Here is a 19,248-nt window from a genome sequence, read left to right as displayed (position 1 = left end):
CAGCCTGGCACCCGGTACCGGCAGGCTGGCTCGGGCCGCTCGAGGCGGCGGGGCGGTGGACGGGCGGGCGGTGGAGACGAGAAACCCCAGGTCAGCGGGGGCCGCGACCTGGGGCCGTGCGTCGAGCGGGTGACGGGAATCGAACCCGCACCGCCAGCTTGGAAGGCTGGAGCTCTGCCATTGAGCTACACCCGCGTGTGCGCGATCCATGGTGCCATGGACCGCTCCCCGACCGTCTAGGAGGCCAGTCCCATTCGGCCACCCGACGCGCCCGCCACGCGACGTGCGCGCGGTCGGTGGACTAAGCTGCCGGCGGCACCACGAGATCAGCGTAGTGCCTCCCGCTCCCCACCTCGGTGGAGTGGGCCGTTATTGTCACAGTCCGTACCGATGCCCGGCCCACGCGCCTGGCCGATGGTGGCCGGGGTGCGGGCGTGACGGGGAGTGGCGCAGCTTGGCAGCGCGTCGGCTTTGGGTGCCGAAGGCCAGGGGTTCAAATCCCCTCTCCCCGACTCGACGGGGCCCAGCCCCGGCGGCCTGGAGTCCCGCCTGCTCGTGGCCCACGACAGTGTCGAGGACCCAGGGGCGCCCCGCAGGAGCCGGATGGCACCGCGGTGGTCGCCACGGACGACACCGGGCGGTCGACGATCACCCGCACGGGCGCGTCGGCGGGGCCCTGGCGTACACTTCCACGCGCGCGTCGGGATCGCGCCGTGCCACGGGTGGTTCCGAGCTGCCAGTCCTGAGAGCGCCGTGCGGCGGCGCCCGGGTTATCCCGAGCCCGATCCCCGAGGAGATCCACGATCGTGAAGAGCGCCGTCGAGACCCTGAGCCCGACCCGGGTCCGGCTGACCGTCGAGGTGCCGTTCGAGGAGCTCAACCCGAGCCTGAAGGCCACCTACCGTGAGATCGCGCGGCAGGTGAACATCCCGGGGTTCCGGAAGGGCAAGGTTCCACCGCCGATCATCGACCAGCGCATCGGGCGTGACTACGTCCTCCAGCAGGCGGTCAACGACGCGATCCCGCAGTTCTACGTCACCGCGCTGCAGGAGAACGACGTCGAGCCCCTCGGCCAGCCGTCCCTCAATGTCGAAGAGATCCAGGATGGCGCCGACCTGAAGTTCACCGCCGAGGTCGACGTCCGTCCCGAGATCGAGCTTCCCGACTACACCGGGCTCGAGGTCAGCGTCGACGACGCCGAGGTCACCGACGAGGACGTCGAGGCGGAGCTGACCTCGCTGCGGGAGCGGTTCGGGACGCTCGTCACGGTCGACCGGCCCGCCGGCGAGGGCGACTTCGTCACGATCGACCTGTCCGGCAGCAAGGACGGCGAGCCCATCGAGGACGCCCAGGCCACCGGCGTCAGCTACCGCATCGGCAGTGGCTCGATGTTGGAGGGCCTCGACGAGGCCGTCCGAGGCAAGCGGGCGGGTGAGTCGGCCACGTTCGTCAGCCAGCTCGCCTCCGGTCAGTACGTGGGCCAGGACGTCGACGTCACCGTGACCGTCCAGGCGGTGCGGGAGCAGCAGCTGCCTGAGCTGAACGACGAGTTCGCCCAGCTTGCCAGCGAGTTCGACACGCTCGAGGAGCTGCGTGCCGACCTTCGAGAGCGCCTGACCCGGATGAAGCGACTCCAGCAGGCGCGCCAGGCCCAGGACGCCTCGCTGAAGGCGCTGCTCGAGCGTGTCGAGGTGCCGCTGCCCGAGGGTGCGCTCGCCGAGGAGGTGCGGGCTCGTCGTGAGGCGATCCGACACCAGCTGAGCCACGCCGGCATCACCGAGGCGCAGTACCTCAAGGCGGAGGGCAAGTCGGAGGAGGAGTTCGTCGCCGACCTCGAGGAGCGCGCCCGCGAGGCGATGAAGGCTCAGTTCGTCCTCGACACGCTGGCCGATAAGGAAGAGTTGACGGTGAGTGAGCCGGAGCTCACCCAGGCGTTGCTGCAGAGGGCACAGCAGGCCGGAGTGAGCCCGGAGGAGTACGTCCAGCAGGTCGTGCAGGCGAACTACGTGCCGGTGCTGGTGCGTGAGGTGCGGCGGAGCAAGGCCCTGGGGGTCTTGGTGGAGAACGCCGTCGTGACCGACGCCTCCGGTCGGCCGGTCGACCTGAAGCGGCTGCGCCCCGACGGCACGCTGGCGCCCGAAGAGGGCGAGGGCGGTCAGGCCGAGGCCCAGGACCAGACCGAGGGCACGGGGTCCGCCGGTGGTGCCGACGAGGCGCGGGAGGAGTCCTCTGACTCCTGAGGTTCCCCCTGCCTTCGGAGGTCGGTGAGGTCGTGTCGGCTGGGTCGCTTCGTCCGACCCAGCCGCGGGGTTTCGGCGCCCGACGCGGCGTTCCGGGACTGGGCCGCGACGGTATGTGTCGGCTAGCTGTGCGCCGAGGGTGGCGTGGCCACTCCCGTTTGAGCGGTCGTCTCGCCGGGTACCAGCGCCCAGTTGTCGCCGGATCGTCGGTTGTCGCCCGTTGGGTCTCCTCTGGCCCCGGCTGGGCCAGCGGAGCCGTTCGTCACGTCTGCCGGCAATGGGTCGATCATGATCGGCGGACCAGGTGCCTGGTGTGGGCAGAAGCCGGAGGTGACGACGGTGGCTCTGCGCCGTGAGCGAACAGAAGCGCGCGGACGCCTGCTGCTGGGCCAAGCTTGGCTAGGGTCGGGATCAGGTTCTCAAGGTGTCCAGGAGCCGCCCGAGGCGGCCCGCACCTCGTGCGACCAAGATCGAGGGTGTACCGAAGAGGCGGACGACGTGAACGCGTACCATGCGCACAGCTACAACGGCCAAATGGGCCTCGACGACCACATCTACCAGCGGCTGCTGAAGGAGCGGATCATCTTCCTCGGCTCCGAGGTGCGCGACCAGAACGCCAACGCGATCTGCGCGCAGATGCTCGTGCTGAACGCCGAGGACCCTGAGAAGGACATCTGGCTCTACATCAACAGCCCTGGTGGTTCGGTCGACGCGGGGCTCGCGATCTACGACACGATGCAGTACATCTCCAACGACGTCGCGACCGTCGCGATGGGCCTCGCGGCGTCGATGGGGCAGTTCCTGCTCGCCGCCGGCACCAAGGGGAAGCGGTACGCGCTTCCACACGCGCGCATCATGATGCACCAGGTCTCCGGTGGCCTTGGCGGCACCGCGTCTGACATCAAGATCCAGGCGCAGCAGAGTCTCCACCTGAAGCGGCAGCTGTTCGAGCTGACCGCCCTGCACACCGGTCAGAGCGTGGAGCAGATCGAGCGGGACGCCGACCGCGACCGGTGGTTCACCGCGGAGCAGGCCCGTGAGTACGGCTTCATCGACCATGTGGTGAAGTACGCCGGTCAGGTCAAGACCGCCGGGCCCGTCAGCTGACCGGTAGCACTCTGGAGGACCAAGCACGATGACGACGAACCGACCCGCCCTCGCACCGCCACCGGGGCTGGTGACGCCGCGGGAGTACCTGCCGCGCGCCGACTACTTCATCCCCCGCTGGGAGGAGCGCACCCCCTACGGCTACCGGCAGATCGACCCGTACGCGAAGCTGTTCGAGGATCGGATCATCTTCCTCGGAACGCCGATCACCGACGACATCGCGAACGCGGTCATGGCCCAGCTCCTCTGCTTGGAGTCCATGGACCCCGAGCGTGAGGTGCAGATCTACATCAACAGCCCGGGTGGTTCGATCACGGCGTTGACGGCGATCTACGACACGATGCGCTACATCACGCCGGACGTCCACACGGTCTGCCTGGGTCAGGCCGCGTCGGCCGCCGCCGTGCTCCTCGCGGCCGGAGCGCCGGGCAAGCGGTCGGCGCTTCCGCACAGCCGCATCGTCATCCACCAGCCCTACACCGAGGGCGGCTACGGGCAGGCGAGCGACATCGAGATCCAGGCGAACGAGATCCTGCGCATGCGGCGCATGCTCGAGGAGATGATCGCCGAGAACACCGGCCGCCCGATCGAGCAGGTGGCGCGGGACATCGAGCGCGACAAGTACCTCAGCGCCGAGCAGGCCGTGGAGTACGGCCTGATCGACGAGGTCCTGACCACTCGTAAGAAGAGCCTGATCGGGGTCTGAGGAGGTCGCCGGCGTGTCGGGCCGCGGTCAGCACGGAGCGCAGTCGGACGTTCCCGACATGACGGCTGCGTGCCCGGACGCGTGGTTGAACTCGACCGCGCGCGCCGAGAAGGGAGTACCGTCTGTCTCTGTACTCTCGAGGCGCGCGCGGCCCCTCGGCTCACAAGGCCGGGATCGTGACGCGGAGGCTGACCCGCCCGCCAGACGCAGTTCGACCACGCCCGGCTGCCGGGCGTAGCAAGCGAAGGAGACGTTCCGGGTGGCACGCATCGGTGACGGCGCAGACCTGCTCAAGTGCTCGTTCTGCGGGAAGAGCCAGAAGCAGGTCAAGAAGCTCATCGCAGGTCCGGGCGTCTACATCTGCGACGAGTGCATCGAGCTCTGTAACGAGATCATCGAGGAGGAGCTCAACGAGTCCTCCGAGGCGGGTCTGCACGATCTTCCCAAGCCGCGGGAGATCTACGAGTTCCTCGACCAGTACGTCGTGGGGCAGGACAACGCGAAGAAGGCGTTGTCCGTTGCGGTCTACAACCACTACAAGCGAGTCCAGTCCGGCTTGTCGTCCGGTGGTCGGCACGCCAAGGACGACTCGGTCGAGCTGGCGAAGTCCAACATCCTCCTGATCGGCCCGACCGGCTGCGGGAAGACCTACCTCGCCCAGACGCTGGCCAAGATGCTCAACGTCCCCTTCGCCATCGCCGACGCCACGGCGTTGACCGAGGCCGGCTACGTGGGCGAGGACGTCGAGAACATCCTGCTCAAGCTGATCCAGGCGGCCGACTACGACGTCAAGAAGGCCGAGACCGGCATCATCTACATCGACGAGGTCGACAAGATCGCTCGCAAGAGCGAGAACCCGTCGATCACCCGCGACGTCTCCGGTGAGGGAGTCCAGCAGGCGCTGCTGAAGATCCTGGAGGGGACCACCGCCAGCGTGCCGCCGCAGGGCGGGCGTAAGCACCCCCACCAGGAGTTCATTCAGATCGACACCACCAACGTGCTGTTCATCGTCGGCGGCGCCTTCGCCGGTCTGGAGCGCATCATCGAGCAGCGGATCGGCCGCAAGGGCGTCGGTTTCAACGCGGCGATCCGCACCAAGGAAGAGCGGGAGAAGGACGACATCTTCTCCGAGCTCATGCCCGAGGACCTGCTGAAGTTCGGCCTGATCCCGGAGTTCGTCGGTCGGCTCCCCGTGATCGCGACGGTCCAGCCGCTGGACCGCACCGCCTTGATGCGGATCCTCACCGAGCCGCGCAACGCGCTGGTCAAGCAGTACCAGAAGCTTTTCGAGCTCGACGGTGTCGAGCTGGAGTTCACCGAGGACGCCATCGCCGCCATCGCCGATCAGGCGTTGCTGCGTGGGACGGGCGCTCGAGCGACTCGCGCGATCATCGAGGAAGTTCTCCTCAACGTGATGTACGAGGTGCCGAGTCGCGACGACGTCGCCCGGGTCATCGTGACCCGGGAGACCGTCCTCGACAACGTCAACCCGACGCTCGTTCCGCGTGACCAGGCCGGGCGGAAGGCTCGCGGCGGTGAGCGCCGCGAGAAGACGGCCTGAGAACAGCGGCGCCACGCACGCAGGGGGGACGGCCGAGCGCGTCCTATCGTGCAGGCATGGATGCGTGTGACTACGAGGTCGTCGACGTCTTCACCACCCGGCCGTACGCCGGCAATCCGCTCGCGGTCGTGCTCGACGCCGAGCGGTTGAGTACCGAGCAGATGCGGCTGCTGGCCCGGGAGTTCAACTACTCCGAGACGGCCTTCGTGCTCCCGCCCGTCGCCGGTGGCGACTACCGCGTCCGCATCTTCACGCCGGCCAGAGAGCTTCCCTTCGCCGGCCATCCCAGTGTCGGAACCGCCGTCACGCTGGTCCGACTCGGCCGACTGCGAGCCGGTGAGGTGGTGCAGGAGTGCGGCGCTGGCGCGCTTCCCGTCACCGTCGACGAGAACGCCGCCACGTTGACTGGTGGCGCCCCGACGCTCGGCCCTGCGCTGGATCCCGAGCCTTACCTGGCCGCCGTCCGGCTACGGTCCGATGACCTGCTCGGATGGCCCGTCCGGGAGGCCGGCGCGGGCCTGCCCCACGTCTGTCTTCCGCTCCGTGCCGACGCGGTGGCCAGGGCACGCTTCGATCTGGCGGCAGCGAGGGCTCACGGCATCGAGTCTCTGTACGTGTTCTCGTGGGATCCCGAGCGCCGGCTCGCGCACGCCCGCCTGTTCTTCGCCGACATCGACGGCGGGGAGGATCCAGCCACGGGATCCGCCGCGCTCGGGCTCGGCGTATGGCTGGTCGGATCCGGCGTGGTGCCCGGCGAGGGTGAGACAGCGTTCACCGTGGAGCAGGGTGCCGAGATCGGCCGACCGTCGACTCTGACGTGCACCGTGACGGCCGCGAGGGGACACGTGGTGCGCACGACCGTCACCGGTCACGTCGCGCCCGTGGCCCGCGGTCGGATCGTGGTCCCGACGACACCCTGAGGGGGTCGCAGGCGACGTGCGCTGCCTCGAGGGTCGGCCTCGACGCCTAGGCCGCGACGCCCACGGTGAGGAGGATGTTGGCGTAGGTGCGCTGCTCGCCGGTGGCGATGACGAGCGCGACGTCGTCGGTGCGGGCCGCGTCGTAGAAGGCGAACCGATCCAGCCGGTCGATGGGTGTTCCGGCGGGCAGCAGCCGTTCGAACTCCGCGAAGACCTCCGGGGTGGGCTGGTCTGGGGGCGGGGCCATGACCGTCGCGCGTTCGACCGGAATGGCGTCGACGAGGACCTCCACGACCTCGGGTACGGTGAGCCGACCGGGGCTGAGGTTGAGGAAGACGTGCGTCGCGTTCGGTCCGGCCGCGGTGACGAACGGGTAGTGGCCGTCCGCGACGAGGACGCGCGAGCCATGACCGGCCGACGCGAGAGCGGCCAAGATCTCCGGATGGATGAGCCGGTACCGCAGCATGAGTGCCCCTCTCGGTCAGCTGTCCACCTCGCGTCGTTCGGCCAGGGACTATAACGTCTGGTCCGTTGCGATCCGGCCTCAGTCCCGTCCGAGGAGTCGCTGTGACCTCGACTGTCCCCGATTGGCCAGTGCTGCGGACCTACGACCAGGCGCACTCCCTGCATGTGGCGCTGCCACTGGGTGGCATCGGCACTGGGACGGTCAGCCTCGGGGGCCGCGGGGACTTGCGTGACTGGGAGATCGTCAACCGTCCTGCCAAGGGATGGTGCCCGGGGTCGAGCTTCTTCGCGATCCGTCTCGCGCCGGCCGAGGGGGACGCCGACGAGGGCACGCGGAGCCGTGACGTCGTGGTCAAGGCGCTGGAGGGCCCCATCGATCCCGTGCTCTACGCCGGCGCGCATGGTTCGGCGGTGCCCAACCACGGCCTGCCACGGTTCCAAGACTCCCGGTTCCTGGCCGCCTACCCGTTCGGTCAGGTGGTCCTCGACGATCCGGACGTGCCCGCCGACGTCCGACTGCAGGCGTTCAACCCGCTCGTGCCGTGTGACCTCGACGCCAGCGGCATTCCCGTGGCCGTCCTGCGCTACGTCGTCACCAACACCAGTGGCGGACCCTTGGACGTGTCGGTCGCGGGCAACGTGCAGAACTTCGTCGGGACCGACGGATCGGAGGGCACGCCCACGAGCAACCGCAACACCGTTCGGCGCGGAGGGCGGTGCGTCGGTGTCTTCGCTGACTCCGAAGGCGTGGACCCCGCGGCGGAACAGTGGGGCTCCCTCGCGCTCGTCGTGCTCGGCGAGGACGACGTGTCGACCAGGACCGGCTGGGCCGACTACAGCTGGGGTGGCGCGCTGCTGGACTTCTGGGACGACTTCGCCGCGGACGGCCACGTCGACCCACGGGAGAGCACCGCGGACGCGCCCATGGCCACCGTGGTCGCGCGACGTCGGCTCGCAGCCGGTGAGACGCACGCGTTCACGTTCCTGCTCGGCTGGCACTTCCCCAACCGACTCAGCTGGCGGCGCGACGTGACGATCGGCAACTACTACACGACCAGGTACGCCGACGCCTGGCAGGTGGTCTGTGACACCGCCGATCGCCTGCCCGAGCTGGAGCGCCGAACACTCTCGTTCGTGAACGCGTTCGTCAACTCCGGCTTGCCCGAGGCGGTCAAGGACGCGGCGCTGTCGAACCTGAGCACCCTGCGATCTCAGACCTGCTTCCGCACACCGGACGGCCGGTTCTGGGGGTGGGAGGGCTGCAACGACCGAAGCGGCTCGTGCCACGGCAACTGCACGCACGTGTGGAACTACGAGCAGGCGACCGCCTTCCTGTTCGGTGAGCTGGCGCTGTCGATGCGCGACACCGAGTTCCGCTACGGCACCGGCGACGACGGTCACATGAGCTTCCGGATCCAGCAGCCGCTGGACCGCGCGCGAGACGACGGGGTGGCGGCCGCCGACGGCCAGATGGGGTGCCTCGTCAAGCTCTACCGCGACTGGCGGCTGTCCGGCGACGACGAGGCGCTTCGAGCGCTCTGGCCGAAGGCGCGCAAGGCGCTGGAGTTCGCCTGGATTCCCGGGGGCTGGGACGCCGACCGCGACGGCGTCATGGAGGGCGCGCAGCACAACACCATGGACGTCGAGTACTTCGGGCCGAACCCCGAGGTCGGTGTCTGGTACCTCGCCGCGCTGCGTGCGGCGGAGGAGATGGCGCGCCACCTCGGCGACGAGGATTTCGCCAAGACGTGCGGCGAGCTGGCACGTCGCGGCGCCGCCTGGATCGACGAGCACCTGTTCAACGGCGAGTACTACCGGCACGAGATTCGACCGCCCGGCTCCGAGGAGGCCATCGCGGAAGGACTGCGACTCCCCGGGATCGGCGCCCGCGACCTGGTCAACCCCGAGTTGCAGATCGGCGACGGATGCCTGGCCGACCAGCTCGTCGGTCAGGTGCTCGCCCATCTGTCCGGACTGGGGCACCTCCTCGACCCGGACCACGTTCGGACCACGTTGCGCAGCATCCTGCGGTACAACCGTGTGAACGGAACCGGTCGACACTTCAACCCGATGCGCAGCTACGTGCTCGGTGACGAGGTGGGACTGTTGGTTGCGTCGTACCCGCGAGGCAACCGACCGGACCGGCCGTTCCCCTACTACGCCGAGGTCTGGACCGGCCTGGAGTACACCGCCGCAGTCGGGATGATCTACGAAGGGCTGCGCGAGGAGGCGGTCGAGGTCTTCGAGGCCGTGCGCGCTCGCTACGACGGACGGCGGCGCAACCCGTTCAACGAGGGTGAGTGCGGTCACCATTACGCGCGAGCGATGGCGAGCTGGGGAGCCGTCCCGGCGTGGTCGGGTTTCGGCTACGACGGTGTGACTGGGACGATCCGGTTCGGCGCCGCTGACGAGCCGGTCCGGTGGTTCTGGTCCACCGGCCACGCGTGGGGGACGGTGACCCAGCGCCCGAGCACGGATCGGACGACCGTGACCCTGGAGGTCTTGGGCGGCTCCGTACGTCTGGACCGGCTCATCCTGACCGGACGTGGTGCGGTGGACCTCACTGAGTCGGCCGCGGGCGGAGCGTTCCAGGCGAGGCAGCGGCTCACCGAGGGCAGCCGTGTCGAGGTGGACGTGCCGACCGCCTCGACGAGGCCTGATCGCTAGTCGGCGCGAAGCAGGACCACGCAGCGGCCGGGTAGCTCGAGCTCGGTGCCGGCGGCATAGCGTCGTGGCGGCACCGAGGCGCTGGTGTCGAAGATCACCGAGTACTCCAGTGCCCACGGCGGCCCAGGCAAGGTGACCTTGACAGACTCGGCTCCCGCGTGCAGCCACAGCAGGAACGAGTCGTCGTGGATGGGGTGGCCGTCCTCGGACTGCCGGGCCACGCGCTCTCCGGCGAGGAACATGCCGAGTGTCCGCGCGTTCGGGTCGTGCCAGGCCGCCTCGTCCATCTCCCCGCCCCACGGCCCGAACCATCCGACGTCGCGGCGCCGACCGGACTCGTCCAGCCGGCCCGTGAAGAAGTGGGTACGCCGGAAGACCGGGTGCTCGCGGCGGATGCGGAGGAGCGTCGCCACGGTCGACCGCAGCTCGCTCCACGGCCCTTGGTCGCTCCAGTCCACCCAGGAGATGGGGTTGTCCTGACAGTAGGCGTTGTTGTTGCCGCGTTGGGTGCGGCCGCGCTCGTCGCCGGCGAGCAGCATCGGGACACCGGTGGACAGCAGGAGCGTGGCGAGCAGGTTGCGAACTTGTCGGACCCGCAGGTCGACGATCGCGGAGTCGTCGGTCTCGCCCTCGACCCCGTAGTTGGTGGACCGGTTGTCATGCGGGCCGTCCCGGTTGTCCTCGCCGTTGGCCTCGTTGTGCTTGCGCTCGTAGGACACGAGGTCGCGTGCGGTGAAGCCATCGTGGGAGGTGACGTAGTTGATCGAGGCGAACGGGCGGCGCCGCCGGTAGAGGTCGCTCGACCCCGATAGCCGGGAGGCGAGGTCGCGCACGCCGTCCGGTGATCCGAGCCAGAACTCCCGCACGGTGTCGCGAAACCGGTCGTTCCACTCCGACCACGGTGGGGGGAAGGCGCCGACCTGGTAGCCGTCGACGCCGAGGTCCCACGGCTCGGCGATGAGCTTGACGCGGGACAGCACCGGGTCCTGGCCGATGGCGGTGAGGAACGGGCCGGCCATGTCCACCTCGTCGTCGGTGCGGGCGAGCGCGGCCGCGAGGTCGAACCGGAACCCGTCGACGTGCATCTCCTCGACCCAGTAGCGCAACGAGTCGAGCACCAGCCGGACGACGTCGGGGTTCCGCAGGTTGAGCGTGTTGCCGGTGCCGCTGAGGTCGCGGTAGTGCCGGCCGCTTCCCTCCAGGCGGTAGTACCCGACGTTGTGGATGCCGCGGAAGGACAGCGTGGGTCCTCGCTCGTCCTGCTCGCAGGTGTGGTTGTAGACGACGTCGAGGATCACCTCGAGCCCGGCGTCGTGGAAGGCTCGCACCATCTGCTTGAACTCGGTGACCTGCTGGCCGAGGGTCCCGGAGGCGGAGTAGCCGGCGTGAGGAGCGAAGAAGCCGAGCGTGTTGTAGCCCCAGTAGTTGACGAGGCCTCGTCCCCGCAGCAGGGGCTCGCTGACGAAATGGTGGACCGGCAGCAGCTCGATGGACGTGACGCCGAGGTCGACGAGCTGGTTCACCACGGCGGGCTGGGCGAGCCCGGCGTAGGTCCCCCGCAGTTCCGGTGGGACGTCCGGGTGGAGCATCGTGTAGCCGCGCACGTGCAGCTCGTAGAGCACGGTGTCGCTCCACGGCACGCGGGGAGGCCGGTCGTCACCCCAGTCGAAGGTCGGGTCGACGACGACCGAGGTCGGGACGTAGGGCGCGGAGTCCCGGTCGTCGCGCACGGTGTCGTCACCGGTCTCGACCTGGTGCCCGAAGATCGCGCTGTGGTCGACGAGGTCGCCGGTGATGGCCCGCGCGTAGGGGTCGACGAGCAGCTTCGCGGGGTTGAACCGGTGACCGGTGTGGGGGTCCCAGGGGCCGTGGACCCGAAAGCCGTACCGTTGGCCCGGCCCCACGCCAGCGACCCGCGTGTGCCAGGTGCCGAACGTCTGCTCGGTGAGCGGCACGCGACGCTCCTGGCCGTCGGGGTCGAGGAGACACACCTCGACCCGCTCCGCCAAGGGCGCCCACAACGCGAACGTCACACCCGTCCCGTCGTACGTGGCGCCGCGCGGGGGACAGCCGTCCGGCCGCCACAGGGTGGCACCTGTCGTCGTCACGGCCCCATCCTCGCCGGTCGCCGCGCCGCGTCGGCCAGCTGGGCCGGCTTGACAGTCCACGCGGTGGGCCGCTGACCGGGCAGGGTCACCGGTGCAGTGGCACCCGCCATTCGGTCGTGCAGCGTCCGTCGGGGAGTGTCCGGCTAGAGCAGGTGCCGCCGAGCTGGCGCGCGCTCGACTCCAGCTCCCACATCGCGGCTCGCTGGGTGGCGCCGCCGACGTCAGTCCCGTTGTCCGTGACGGACAGCGCGAGCTCGTCGTCGGTGACGACGAGGGCGACCTCGGCGAAGGTCGTCGACTCGTGCGCCGCCACGTTCTCGAACGCGTGACGGAGTGCCGGCGCGAGCGCGGAGCGCACGTGGGAGGGCAGCGCCTCCTCGATCGGGCCGCGCAGCACGAGTCGCGGCGTGAAGCCCAGGATGTCGCGCGCGGCGTCGACCTCGCGCAGCAGGTCCGCGCGCACCGAGCCGGGCTCGGTGGAGGCATGGTGAAGCTCGAAGATCAGGGACCTCATCTGCTGGGTCGTGTCGTCCAGCTCGGCGATCGACTTCTCCACCCGGGCGCGCACCTCGGACTCGGTGCTGAGCGCGGCCGCGCTCTCCAGGCGCAGGACGACGGAGAGGATCCGACGCAGTACTCGGTCGTGGAGGTCGCCGGCGATCCGATCGCGGTCCTCCAGGACGCGTCGCCACGAGCGCTCCTCTTGCGCCTGGACCCGGTGGAGGACGACCGCCGCTTGGTTGGCGAACATCTCGATGAGCTCGATCTCACCGCGGGCCTCCACCGCTCGCCAGGAGTCCCGCCGCCAGACGACGCACAAGACGCCGATGACCTCGTTGTAGGCGACCAGCGGGGTCAGCACACCGAAGCCCGCGTCGATCAGCAGCCGGCGCCACTCCTCTGGAGGGTCGTACCCCTGCTCGTGCGGAAGATCGTCGGTGACGATGGTCTCGGCGGTCTCGAGGACGCGGGAGACCAGTCCGAAGCGACCGACGCGGGACGAGATGAAGATCTCGTCGCTGCCCGCCTGGTAGGCGGTGATCGCGCTCCCCGGCTCGGCCACGTCGCGCAGGATGATCGCGGAGTAATCGCAGGCGGTGATCTTGCGCAGCCGCTGGATGATCTCCCGCATCACGCGGTCTCGGTCAGCGTCGGCCAAGCCCAGCCGGGTGAGCTCCGTGCTGGCCTGGAGGTAGCTCTCGCGACGCCGGTGGGCCTCCTCGGCCTCCACGCGTTGCAGCGCGAGGGCCACGTGCTCCCCGAGCGCCTCGATGAGCGACAACTCCTGGCTGATCTGCTTCTCACTCCGTGAGCCCCGCAGCCAGCCGGTGCAGAACATGCCAATCGTCGTATCGCCGGCCCGGAGCGGAAACATGATCAACGTGCCCACGGACGTCAGCACCTCACGAAACTCGTCCGGAGGTGCGAAGTCGCGCTCACGCACCACGTCGGAGGTGACGATTCGTCGTCCTGAGTGGAGGACTCGCGCGGTCATGCCACGTCGGCCCACGCGTGTCTTGAGTGGCCGTTTCATGCCGGGCCCGAGGATTTGTGCGAGGAGCGCATGCTCCGGGTCGAGGCTGTCGACCATGTTGATGCCGACGACGTCGGCGCTGGTGAGGTCGCGCAGCCACTCCAGGACGGTGCTCATGGCCGAGTCGCGGCCGCCGTCCCCGAGCAGGGTGTTGACGAGCCTGGCCGACTCGGCGAGCCACTCCTCGCCGCTCATCGGGGAATCTGGCGTCCGCTCGCTGTCCAGATGCTCCACCCTTAGCCCAAACATCCTCGCAGGTCCACCGCTCGCGGACGGTCCGTGGCTTCCACGATAGTTCGCCGAGGCTGGACGCCCGTCTCTTCCGGGCCTTCGCGACTACCAGGGCTTTTGTCAGTGCGAAGTCCTCAACCCACGGGACCAGTGTCCCTATGGAGGTGACCGGGTGGCGCAGCAATCTGTCGCACGTCACCTTTGTCAGACGGGCAGGTCAAGCGGGCGCGCTGGACGACCGCGTGTCCTGGTGGGTGGGCACGGAGGGCTTGCGATGCGGGAACTGACACGACCTTCACCAGGTCTCCCTCCTGAGGCCGTCGTGTGTGGGGTCGTGGCCGGGGCCCGGACGCCCGTGGACAAAGCCGTGCTGGCCTGGGCGGCTCGGACAGCCGTGGCGTCCCGCAAGCCCTTGGTCGTGTGCCATGCCTACGGTCACCAGGGAGCCTCCGACCTGCGGGAGGCGCGCGCCGCGCGGGATCGCGCCTGGCGGCGCGCCGAGGAGGGCGCGGCCTTCGCGACCGCCGCCGTGCCCGAGGTCGAGGCGCATCCATGGGCGGCCGCGGGCCCCGTCGTCGAGGTGCTCCGGAACGCGGTGCGATCGCCGAGCTGGTACGTCGTTGCGGCGAGGGGGAACGGCGTGCTGCTCGGCCTGGTCGACGCTGCCGCGGGGACACCGACGACGCCGGTCGTCTTGGTGCGACGACGGGGTCCCGCGGCCGCCTTCGCGAACGTCCCGCCGGACAGCGGCCAGGTCATCGTCGGAGTCGATGGCACGGCGTGGGGAACGGTCCTGGTGAGTCGGGCGCTCGAGATTGCCGCTGGCCTGGGCGCCGGGTTGGTCGCCGTCCCGGTCCCATCGAGCGCCCCCATGCGTGCCCTCGCGAGACGCCCCGCCGAGCTCGCAACCAGCGTGAGTCGTCCGTTCGGTACCGGCGCCGCCCCGCCACCCGCGGTGGTGGAGGATCTCGTCGCCGAGCAGGCCCTGGCGTGGCCCTGGGTCGAGGTCACCATCGCCGACGGAGATGGCACGATCGCCGGCCCGCTGCGGATCGCGCGACCCTCGGATCTCTTGGCCGTCGGCAGCCTCCACGGCAGCCGGGCCGGCGTCGCCGAGCGCCTCGGGTCGGCGCTGGGATGTGTCGCGCTCAACCGCGCTCGGTGTCCCGTCGCGCTCGTGCCAATTCCCGCGGAATGCGGCGTCCCGCGGATCCCAGCCCCCCGTTCGTGGCGGCCGGTGGCCGGGACGATCGGTGGTGCCCAGGCGGTCGGCGGCGCGGGGCCAGCCCGTAGCGCAACCGGACCTTGACGGGCAGCTCAGACCCCGACGCGCTGTCGTCTCTCCTCGCGAAGCTCGGCAAGCCGTTGTCGCACAGCGGTGAGCTCCTCCGGGTCGATGCCGTAGGTGTGCTCCGGTCCGGGGAACGCTCGGGTGCGAACCTCCCGGACGTACGCCGCCACGCCCGCCACCATCTGCTCGCGTACGTTGGCGTAGGGCTTGACGAACTTCGGCGTACGCCCACCGAGGACACCCAGGAGGTCGTGGAAGACGAGGACCTGCCCGTCGGTGGCGGGTCCCGCGCCGATCCCGATGACCGGGACCTCCATCGCCGGCATGATCAGCTCGGTGACGGCGGCGGGGATGGCTTCGAAGACGATCGCGAAGCACCCGGCCTCTTGGAGGGCGAGGGCGTCCTCGGCGATCCGGGCGGCGCTCGCCGCGGTACGCCCTTGGGCCTTGAAGCCCCCGAGCTGGCTCGCCGTCTGCGGAGTCAGACCGACGTGACCCATCACCGGCACGCCGGATCGGACGATCGCCCGCGCCCGATCGACCGACGTGCCTCCGCGTTCGAGCTTGACCGCGTCGCACCCGGCCTCCTTGACGAACCGATGGGCGTTCTCGACCGCCTGCTCGTCGGAGCGCTCGTACGACCCGAACGGCAAGTCGCCCACGAGCAGAGGGGTGCGCAGCCCGCGCCGGCACGCGGCGGCGAGGACCAGCATCTCCGTCATGCTCACCGGCACCGTGGAGTCGTAGCCCAGCACCGTCATCGCGGCCGAGTCACCGACCAGGACGATGTCGACGCCGGCGGCCTCCGCGACGCACGCGGACGGGTAGTCGTACGCGGTCACCATGGCGATCGGCTCTCCGGCCGCCTTCATGCGCGCCAGCTCCGGCAAGGTCACCTTGCCTCGACGTGGCGCACGCTCGGCGCCGTCGTCGGCACGCGGTCGTGTGCTCATGAGGACGGGACCTCCCCGAGGTCGGCGTCGGACGCGCGCGCGGCGCCAAGCAGGAGACCGGGCTCGGCGTCCACGCGAGCGATGGTGTTGGCGTGGTCGACGTGCACCACTGTCGGGACGTGCCGCCGGGCTTCGGCGTCGTCGTAGCTCGCGAACGACGCGATGATCACCTTGTGACCGGTCGAGACGAGTCGTGCGGCGGCGCCGTTGAGCTGCACCGTGCCCGATCCTCTCGTTCCCGCGAGCACGTAGGTGACCAGCCGCGCTCCGTTGTCGACGTCCCAGACGTGGACTTGTTCGTGCGGAAGCAGGTCGGCCGCCTCCATGAGGTCGGCGTCCACCGTGATGCTGCCGACGTAGTCGACGTCGCAACCGGTCACCGTGGCGCGGTGGATCTTGGACTTCAGCAACGTCCGACGCATGGAGCTCCTCCTGTCGTGTCCACCGACGCCGCCATTGGTTCGTTGGCCGGCGTGGCGTCGACGACCACGTTGTCGATGAGCCGAGCCCGACCCACGCGAGCGGCGACCGCGACGAGCACGGGGCGAGGACCGAACCGCGTCACCGGAGTCAGGTTCTCGGCGTCACGTGCTTCGAGGTACTCCGGTTCGATGCCGGCCTCAGCCAGCACCGCGCGGGCCTCGGCGAGCGCCCGCTCGGTCGACGTCTCACCCGCCTTCGCCACCTCGAGCACTTTCGTGAGCGCCTGGTTCAGCGCCCGCGCCCGGACTCGATCGTCCGGACTGAGGTACGCGTTGCGGGAGCTCATCGCCAGGCCGTCCGGCTCCCGGACCGTCGGGAGGACGACGATCTCGATGTTGAACTCCAGATCCCGGACCATCCGTTGGATGACGATGGCCTGCTGGGCGTCCTTCTGCCCGAAGAAGGCCACGTCCGGCTCCACCGCGTTGAATAGCTTGGCGACGACCGTGGTGACGCCACGGAAGTGGCTGGGGCCCCGGCGGCCGGGATCGCCGCACAGCACGTCGGTGAGGCCACCGCCGACCTCCACGAAGGTCGCGAAGTCGGGCGGGTAGACGTGAGCGGCGTCGGGCGCGTACACGACGTCGACGCCGACCTGTCCGGCGAGCGCCACGTCCCGCTCCTCGTCGCGCGGATAGCTGGCGAAGTCCTCCTGCGGCCCGAACTGCATCGGGTTGACGAACAGGCTCATCACCACGACGTCGCACCGTTGGCGGGCCGCTCGCAGCAGCGAGAGGTGGCCGTCGTGGAGGGCCCCCATCGTGGGGACCAGCCCGATGGTCCGACCGGCCCTCCTCGCCGGGGCCAGGACGTTCCGAAGCTCGTCTCGGGTCCGGACTACCGTGGGTCGGTTCACCGATGTCTCCTTCAAGGATGGGTGGGCGACCACTCGTCCCTCCACGCCGTCGGACGACCGTCGGGCTCCGTTCCGGGGGCGAAGGGAGATCCTCCGGTCCGCGATCGAGTAGCCGAGGCTGCGACTGTTCGCGTTCGTTCGGCGAGCACCTGGTACAGGGGCAGCAGCTCAGGGGCGAGCTCCGTCAGGGCCGCGAGGTGACGGCGCACCGTTGACTCGTCGCCACGAGCGATCGGCCCGGTCAACGCGTCCGCGCCGGCCTCAGCCCAGTTCGCCGCGGTGCGTGCGACCAAAGGGCCGAGAATCGCTCGGGCGTCCTCGACACCTGCCCGGGCCAGGAGGTCGGTGGCGGTCTCTGCCAAGGTGACGAGGAAGTTCGAGGCGATCGCCGCCGCGGCGTGGTAGGCGGCGCGGCGATCGTCGGGCACCTCGAACGGTCTCATCCCCAGGTCGATACCCAGTCGCGTGGCGGCCGACCTGGCTTCGGGGGTGGATCCCGCCACCGCGCACGGAACGTCCGTGAGGTCGGTCCGCGGGTGCGGGATCGTCTGGAGCGGATGGAGGGAGAAGGTCTCGATGCCGTCCTGGCGTGCCTGGTCGAGGACGTCGAGCGAGCTCGCCCCGCTGACATGCCCCAGAAAGCGCGGCGGAGGAGTGGCCTGGACGACTCGGCCGCAGACGTCGGCGATCGCACGATCGGGGACGCAGAGGAGCACGACGTCCGCACCGGCCGTGGCGCGCTGAGCGTCGCCGTGGTGGACGACCGTCACGTCGAGTCCGGCCGCGCGAGCCGCGCGGGCAAGAGAACCCCCGACCCGTCCGTGACCGACCACGACAAGTCGGCGCGAGTCGGGCGGCGCGCCGGTGAGCGCCGGAGCGCCTTGGTTCCGTTCTAGTTCTCGCATCGGAGATACCAGACGGCTTTCGATCTAGGGCCCCGGAGGGCGATTGTGAGTGGTTGTGGTGCGAGGGTGGAGCCGTCCACGGCTCCCGTCCGCGCCCTGGGGGTCGCGGCGCACCACCGAGTATAGGAGCCGGCCCGGCGGCGGGCCGCTCGTCGCGGCAGTCGGCTTCGCCTCGCTCGGGGCCGATCTGGGCCGTTCGCCCTGCCACGCTCGCGGTGCTCTCGTGCGCCGACTACGGTCTGGTCGAGGGATTCAGCTTGATCGGCGGACGTGGAGAGTTGGATGTCTCACCGGGAGCAGACGTTCGAGATCTTCGACGAGCGGTTCAAGGAGTGCGTCAAGACCAGCGCTCGACTCGACAAGCTCTACGAGGGCTGCCGCTGGGCGGAAGGACCCGCCTACTTCCCGGCTGGTCGTTACCTGGTGTGGAGCGACATCCCGAACGATCGCATGCTCCGGTGGGACGAGACGACCGGCGTGGTGGGGGTGTTCCGCCAGCCCGCCGCGTACAGCAACGGCAACACGGTGGACCGTCAAGGTCGCCTTGTCACCTGTGAGCACGGGAACCGGAGGGTCACGCGCACCGAGCATGACGGCTCGATCACCGTGATCGCCGACAACTACCAGGGCAAACGGCTGAACAGCCCCAACGATGTCGTGGTGAGCTCGGACGGGGCCGTGTGGTTCACCGACCCGATGTACGGCATCGACGGCGACTACGAGGGCTATCGAGCCGAGAGCGAGATCGGCGCCTGCCACGTCTACCGAGTCGACCCGGCGACGGGGGACTGCCGCATCGCGGCGGACGACTTCATCCGGCCGAACGGGATCGCCTTCTCTCCCGACGAACGACGTCTGTACGTGTCCGACACCGGTGCCACGCACGTCGCCGACGGTCCTCGCCACATCCGGGTCTTCGACGTCCGCGACGACGGCACGTTGTCCGGCGGCGAGGTGTTCGCCACGTGCACCGCCGGGATCTTCGACGGGTTCCGCCTGGACGAGGCGGGCCGGATCTGGGCGAGCGCCGAGGACGGCGTGCACTGCTACCACCCGGACGGCACGCTCCTGGGCAAGGTCCGGGTACCGGAAGCGGTCGCCAATGTGGAGTTCGGCGGGCCACGGGGCAACCGCCTGTTCATCACCGCCACGACCTCGCTGTACGCGGTGCTCCTCCCCGTCGTCGGCGCCCGGTGGCGGCGCTGATCACACCGGGCGAGT

Annotated in this window: 15 protein-coding genes and 2 tRNA genes; 9 read left to right on the top strand and 8 right to left on the bottom strand. The window is 69.7% G+C overall.

Going from position 1 to position 19,248, the window contains the following annotated elements:
- Window positions 1-124 precede the first annotated feature (124 nt).
- Window positions 125-195, bottom strand: a tRNA-Gly gene (locus tag DFJ64_RS03360).
- A 243-nt stretch (window positions 196-438) separates the two neighbouring features.
- On the opposite strand from DFJ64_RS03360, the gene DFJ64_RS03355 reads away from it, so the two are divergent.
- The 6 genes from DFJ64_RS03355 to DFJ64_RS03330 all read left to right on the top strand — a co-directional run bounded on the left by DFJ64_RS03355 (window position 439) and on the right by DFJ64_RS03330 (window position 6,534).
- A tRNA-Pro gene (locus DFJ64_RS03355) sits at window positions 439-512 on the top strand.
- A 294-nt stretch (window positions 513-806) separates the two neighbouring features.
- A complete protein-coding gene (tig, locus tag DFJ64_RS03350; RefSeq protein WP_115849112.1) occupies window positions 807-2,240 on the top strand; it encodes a trigger factor in 1,434 nt (477 codons plus the stop codon).
- A gap of 498 nt (window positions 2,241-2,738) precedes the next feature.
- Complete coding sequence (locus DFJ64_RS03345; RefSeq protein ID WP_281268483.1) at window positions 2,739-3,347, top strand: ATP-dependent Clp protease proteolytic subunit; 609 nt, start codon at window positions 2,739-2,741, stop codon at window positions 3,345-3,347.
- A gap of 28 nt (window positions 3,348-3,375) precedes the next feature.
- A complete protein-coding gene (locus DFJ64_RS03340) occupies window positions 3,376-4,053 on the top strand; it encodes an ATP-dependent Clp protease proteolytic subunit (protein WP_211310473.1) in 678 nt (225 codons plus the stop codon).
- A gap of 259 nt (window positions 4,054-4,312) precedes the next feature.
- The gene (gene clpX, locus DFJ64_RS03335; protein ID WP_115849110.1) at window positions 4,313-5,614 is read left to right on the top strand and encodes an ATP-dependent Clp protease ATP-binding subunit ClpX; all 1,302 of its coding nucleotides are present in this window, start codon (window positions 4,313-4,315) and stop codon (window positions 5,612-5,614) included.
- 56 nt (window positions 5,615-5,670) lie between these two features.
- Window positions 5,671-6,534: a PhzF family phenazine biosynthesis protein gene (locus DFJ64_RS03330; RefSeq protein ID WP_115849109.1), complete on the top strand. Its 864-nt coding sequence runs from the start codon at window positions 5,671-5,673 to the stop codon at window positions 6,532-6,534.
- Between the two features lie 46 nt (window positions 6,535-6,580).
- On the opposite strand, the gene DFJ64_RS03325 is transcribed toward DFJ64_RS03330, so the two are convergent.
- Complete coding sequence (locus tag DFJ64_RS03325) at window positions 6,581-7,000, bottom strand: RbsD/FucU family protein (protein ID WP_115849108.1); 420 nt, start codon at window positions 6,998-7,000, stop codon at window positions 6,581-6,583.
- A gap of 101 nt (window positions 7,001-7,101) precedes the next feature.
- Here DFJ64_RS03325 and DFJ64_RS03320 point away from each other — a divergent pair, with 101 nt between their 5' ends.
- Entirely contained in the window at window positions 7,102-9,666 is a 2,565-nt protein-coding gene (locus tag DFJ64_RS03320; RefSeq protein WP_115849107.1) for a GH116 family glycosyl-hydrolase, read from the top strand.
- On the opposite strand, the gene glgX is transcribed toward DFJ64_RS03320, so the two are convergent.
- Window positions 9,663-11,774, bottom strand: a complete 2,112-nt coding sequence (gene glgX / locus DFJ64_RS03315) for a glycogen debranching protein GlgX (protein ID WP_170152448.1) — start codon at window positions 11,772-11,774, stop codon at window positions 9,663-9,665. The two genes, DFJ64_RS03320 and glgX, sit on opposite strands and share 4 nt — an antisense overlap.
- An 85-nt stretch (window positions 11,775-11,859) precedes the next feature.
- Entirely contained in the window at window positions 11,860-13,503 is a 1,644-nt protein-coding gene (locus DFJ64_RS19150) for a GAF domain-containing sensor histidine kinase (protein ID WP_170152479.1), read from the bottom strand.
- 391 nt (window positions 13,504-13,894) lie between these two features.
- Here DFJ64_RS19150 and DFJ64_RS03300 point away from each other — a divergent pair, with 391 nt between their 5' ends.
- On the top strand, window positions 13,895-14,848 hold the full coding sequence (locus DFJ64_RS03300; RefSeq protein WP_147304573.1) for a universal stress protein: 954 nt from the start codon (window positions 13,895-13,897) through the stop codon (window positions 14,846-14,848).
- Between the two features lie 8 nt (window positions 14,849-14,856).
- Here DFJ64_RS03300 and panB read toward each other — a convergent pair whose 3' ends face one another.
- The 4 genes from panB to DFJ64_RS03280 are packed head-to-tail and all read right to left on the bottom strand — an operon-like array spanning window position 14,857 to window position 18,027.
- A complete protein-coding gene (gene panB / locus DFJ64_RS03295) occupies window positions 14,857-15,783 on the bottom strand; it encodes a 3-methyl-2-oxobutanoate hydroxymethyltransferase (RefSeq protein WP_115849104.1) in 927 nt (308 codons plus the stop codon).
- Complete coding sequence (gene panD, locus DFJ64_RS03290) at window positions 15,780-16,205, bottom strand: aspartate 1-decarboxylase (RefSeq protein ID WP_115849103.1); 426 nt, start codon at window positions 16,203-16,205, stop codon at window positions 15,780-15,782. Before panD ends, panB begins: the two co-directional genes overlap by 4 nt.
- The gene (gene panC / locus DFJ64_RS03285) at window positions 16,187-17,122 is read right to left on the bottom strand and encodes a pantoate--beta-alanine ligase (RefSeq protein ID WP_115851790.1); all 936 of its coding nucleotides are present in this window, start codon (window positions 17,120-17,122) and stop codon (window positions 16,187-16,189) included. The genes panD and panC overlap by 19 nt, the downstream gene beginning before the upstream one ends.
- Before the next feature lie 11 nt (window positions 17,123-17,133).
- Window positions 17,134-18,027 carry a Rossmann-like and DUF2520 domain-containing protein gene (locus DFJ64_RS03280; protein WP_115849102.1) on the bottom strand — a complete coding sequence of 298 codons (894 nt, stop codon included), beginning with the start codon at window positions 18,025-18,027 and terminating at the stop codon, window positions 17,134-17,136.
- Window positions 18,028-18,309: 282 nt separating this feature from the next.
- Between DFJ64_RS03280 and DFJ64_RS03275 the strand changes: the two genes are divergently transcribed.
- Window positions 18,310-19,233 (top strand): SMP-30/gluconolactonase/LRE family protein, encoded by a 924-nt coding sequence (locus DFJ64_RS03275; protein WP_115849101.1) that lies wholly within the window; start codon window positions 18,310-18,312, stop codon window positions 19,231-19,233.
- Window positions 19,234-19,248: the final 15 nt, after the last annotated feature.

The organism is Thermasporomyces composti (genome assembly GCF_003386795.1).
Lineage (GTDB): Bacteria > Actinomycetota > Actinomycetes > Propionibacteriales > Actinopolymorphaceae > Thermasporomyces > Thermasporomyces composti.
This window is presented reverse-complemented; position numbering and strand designations above follow the sequence as displayed.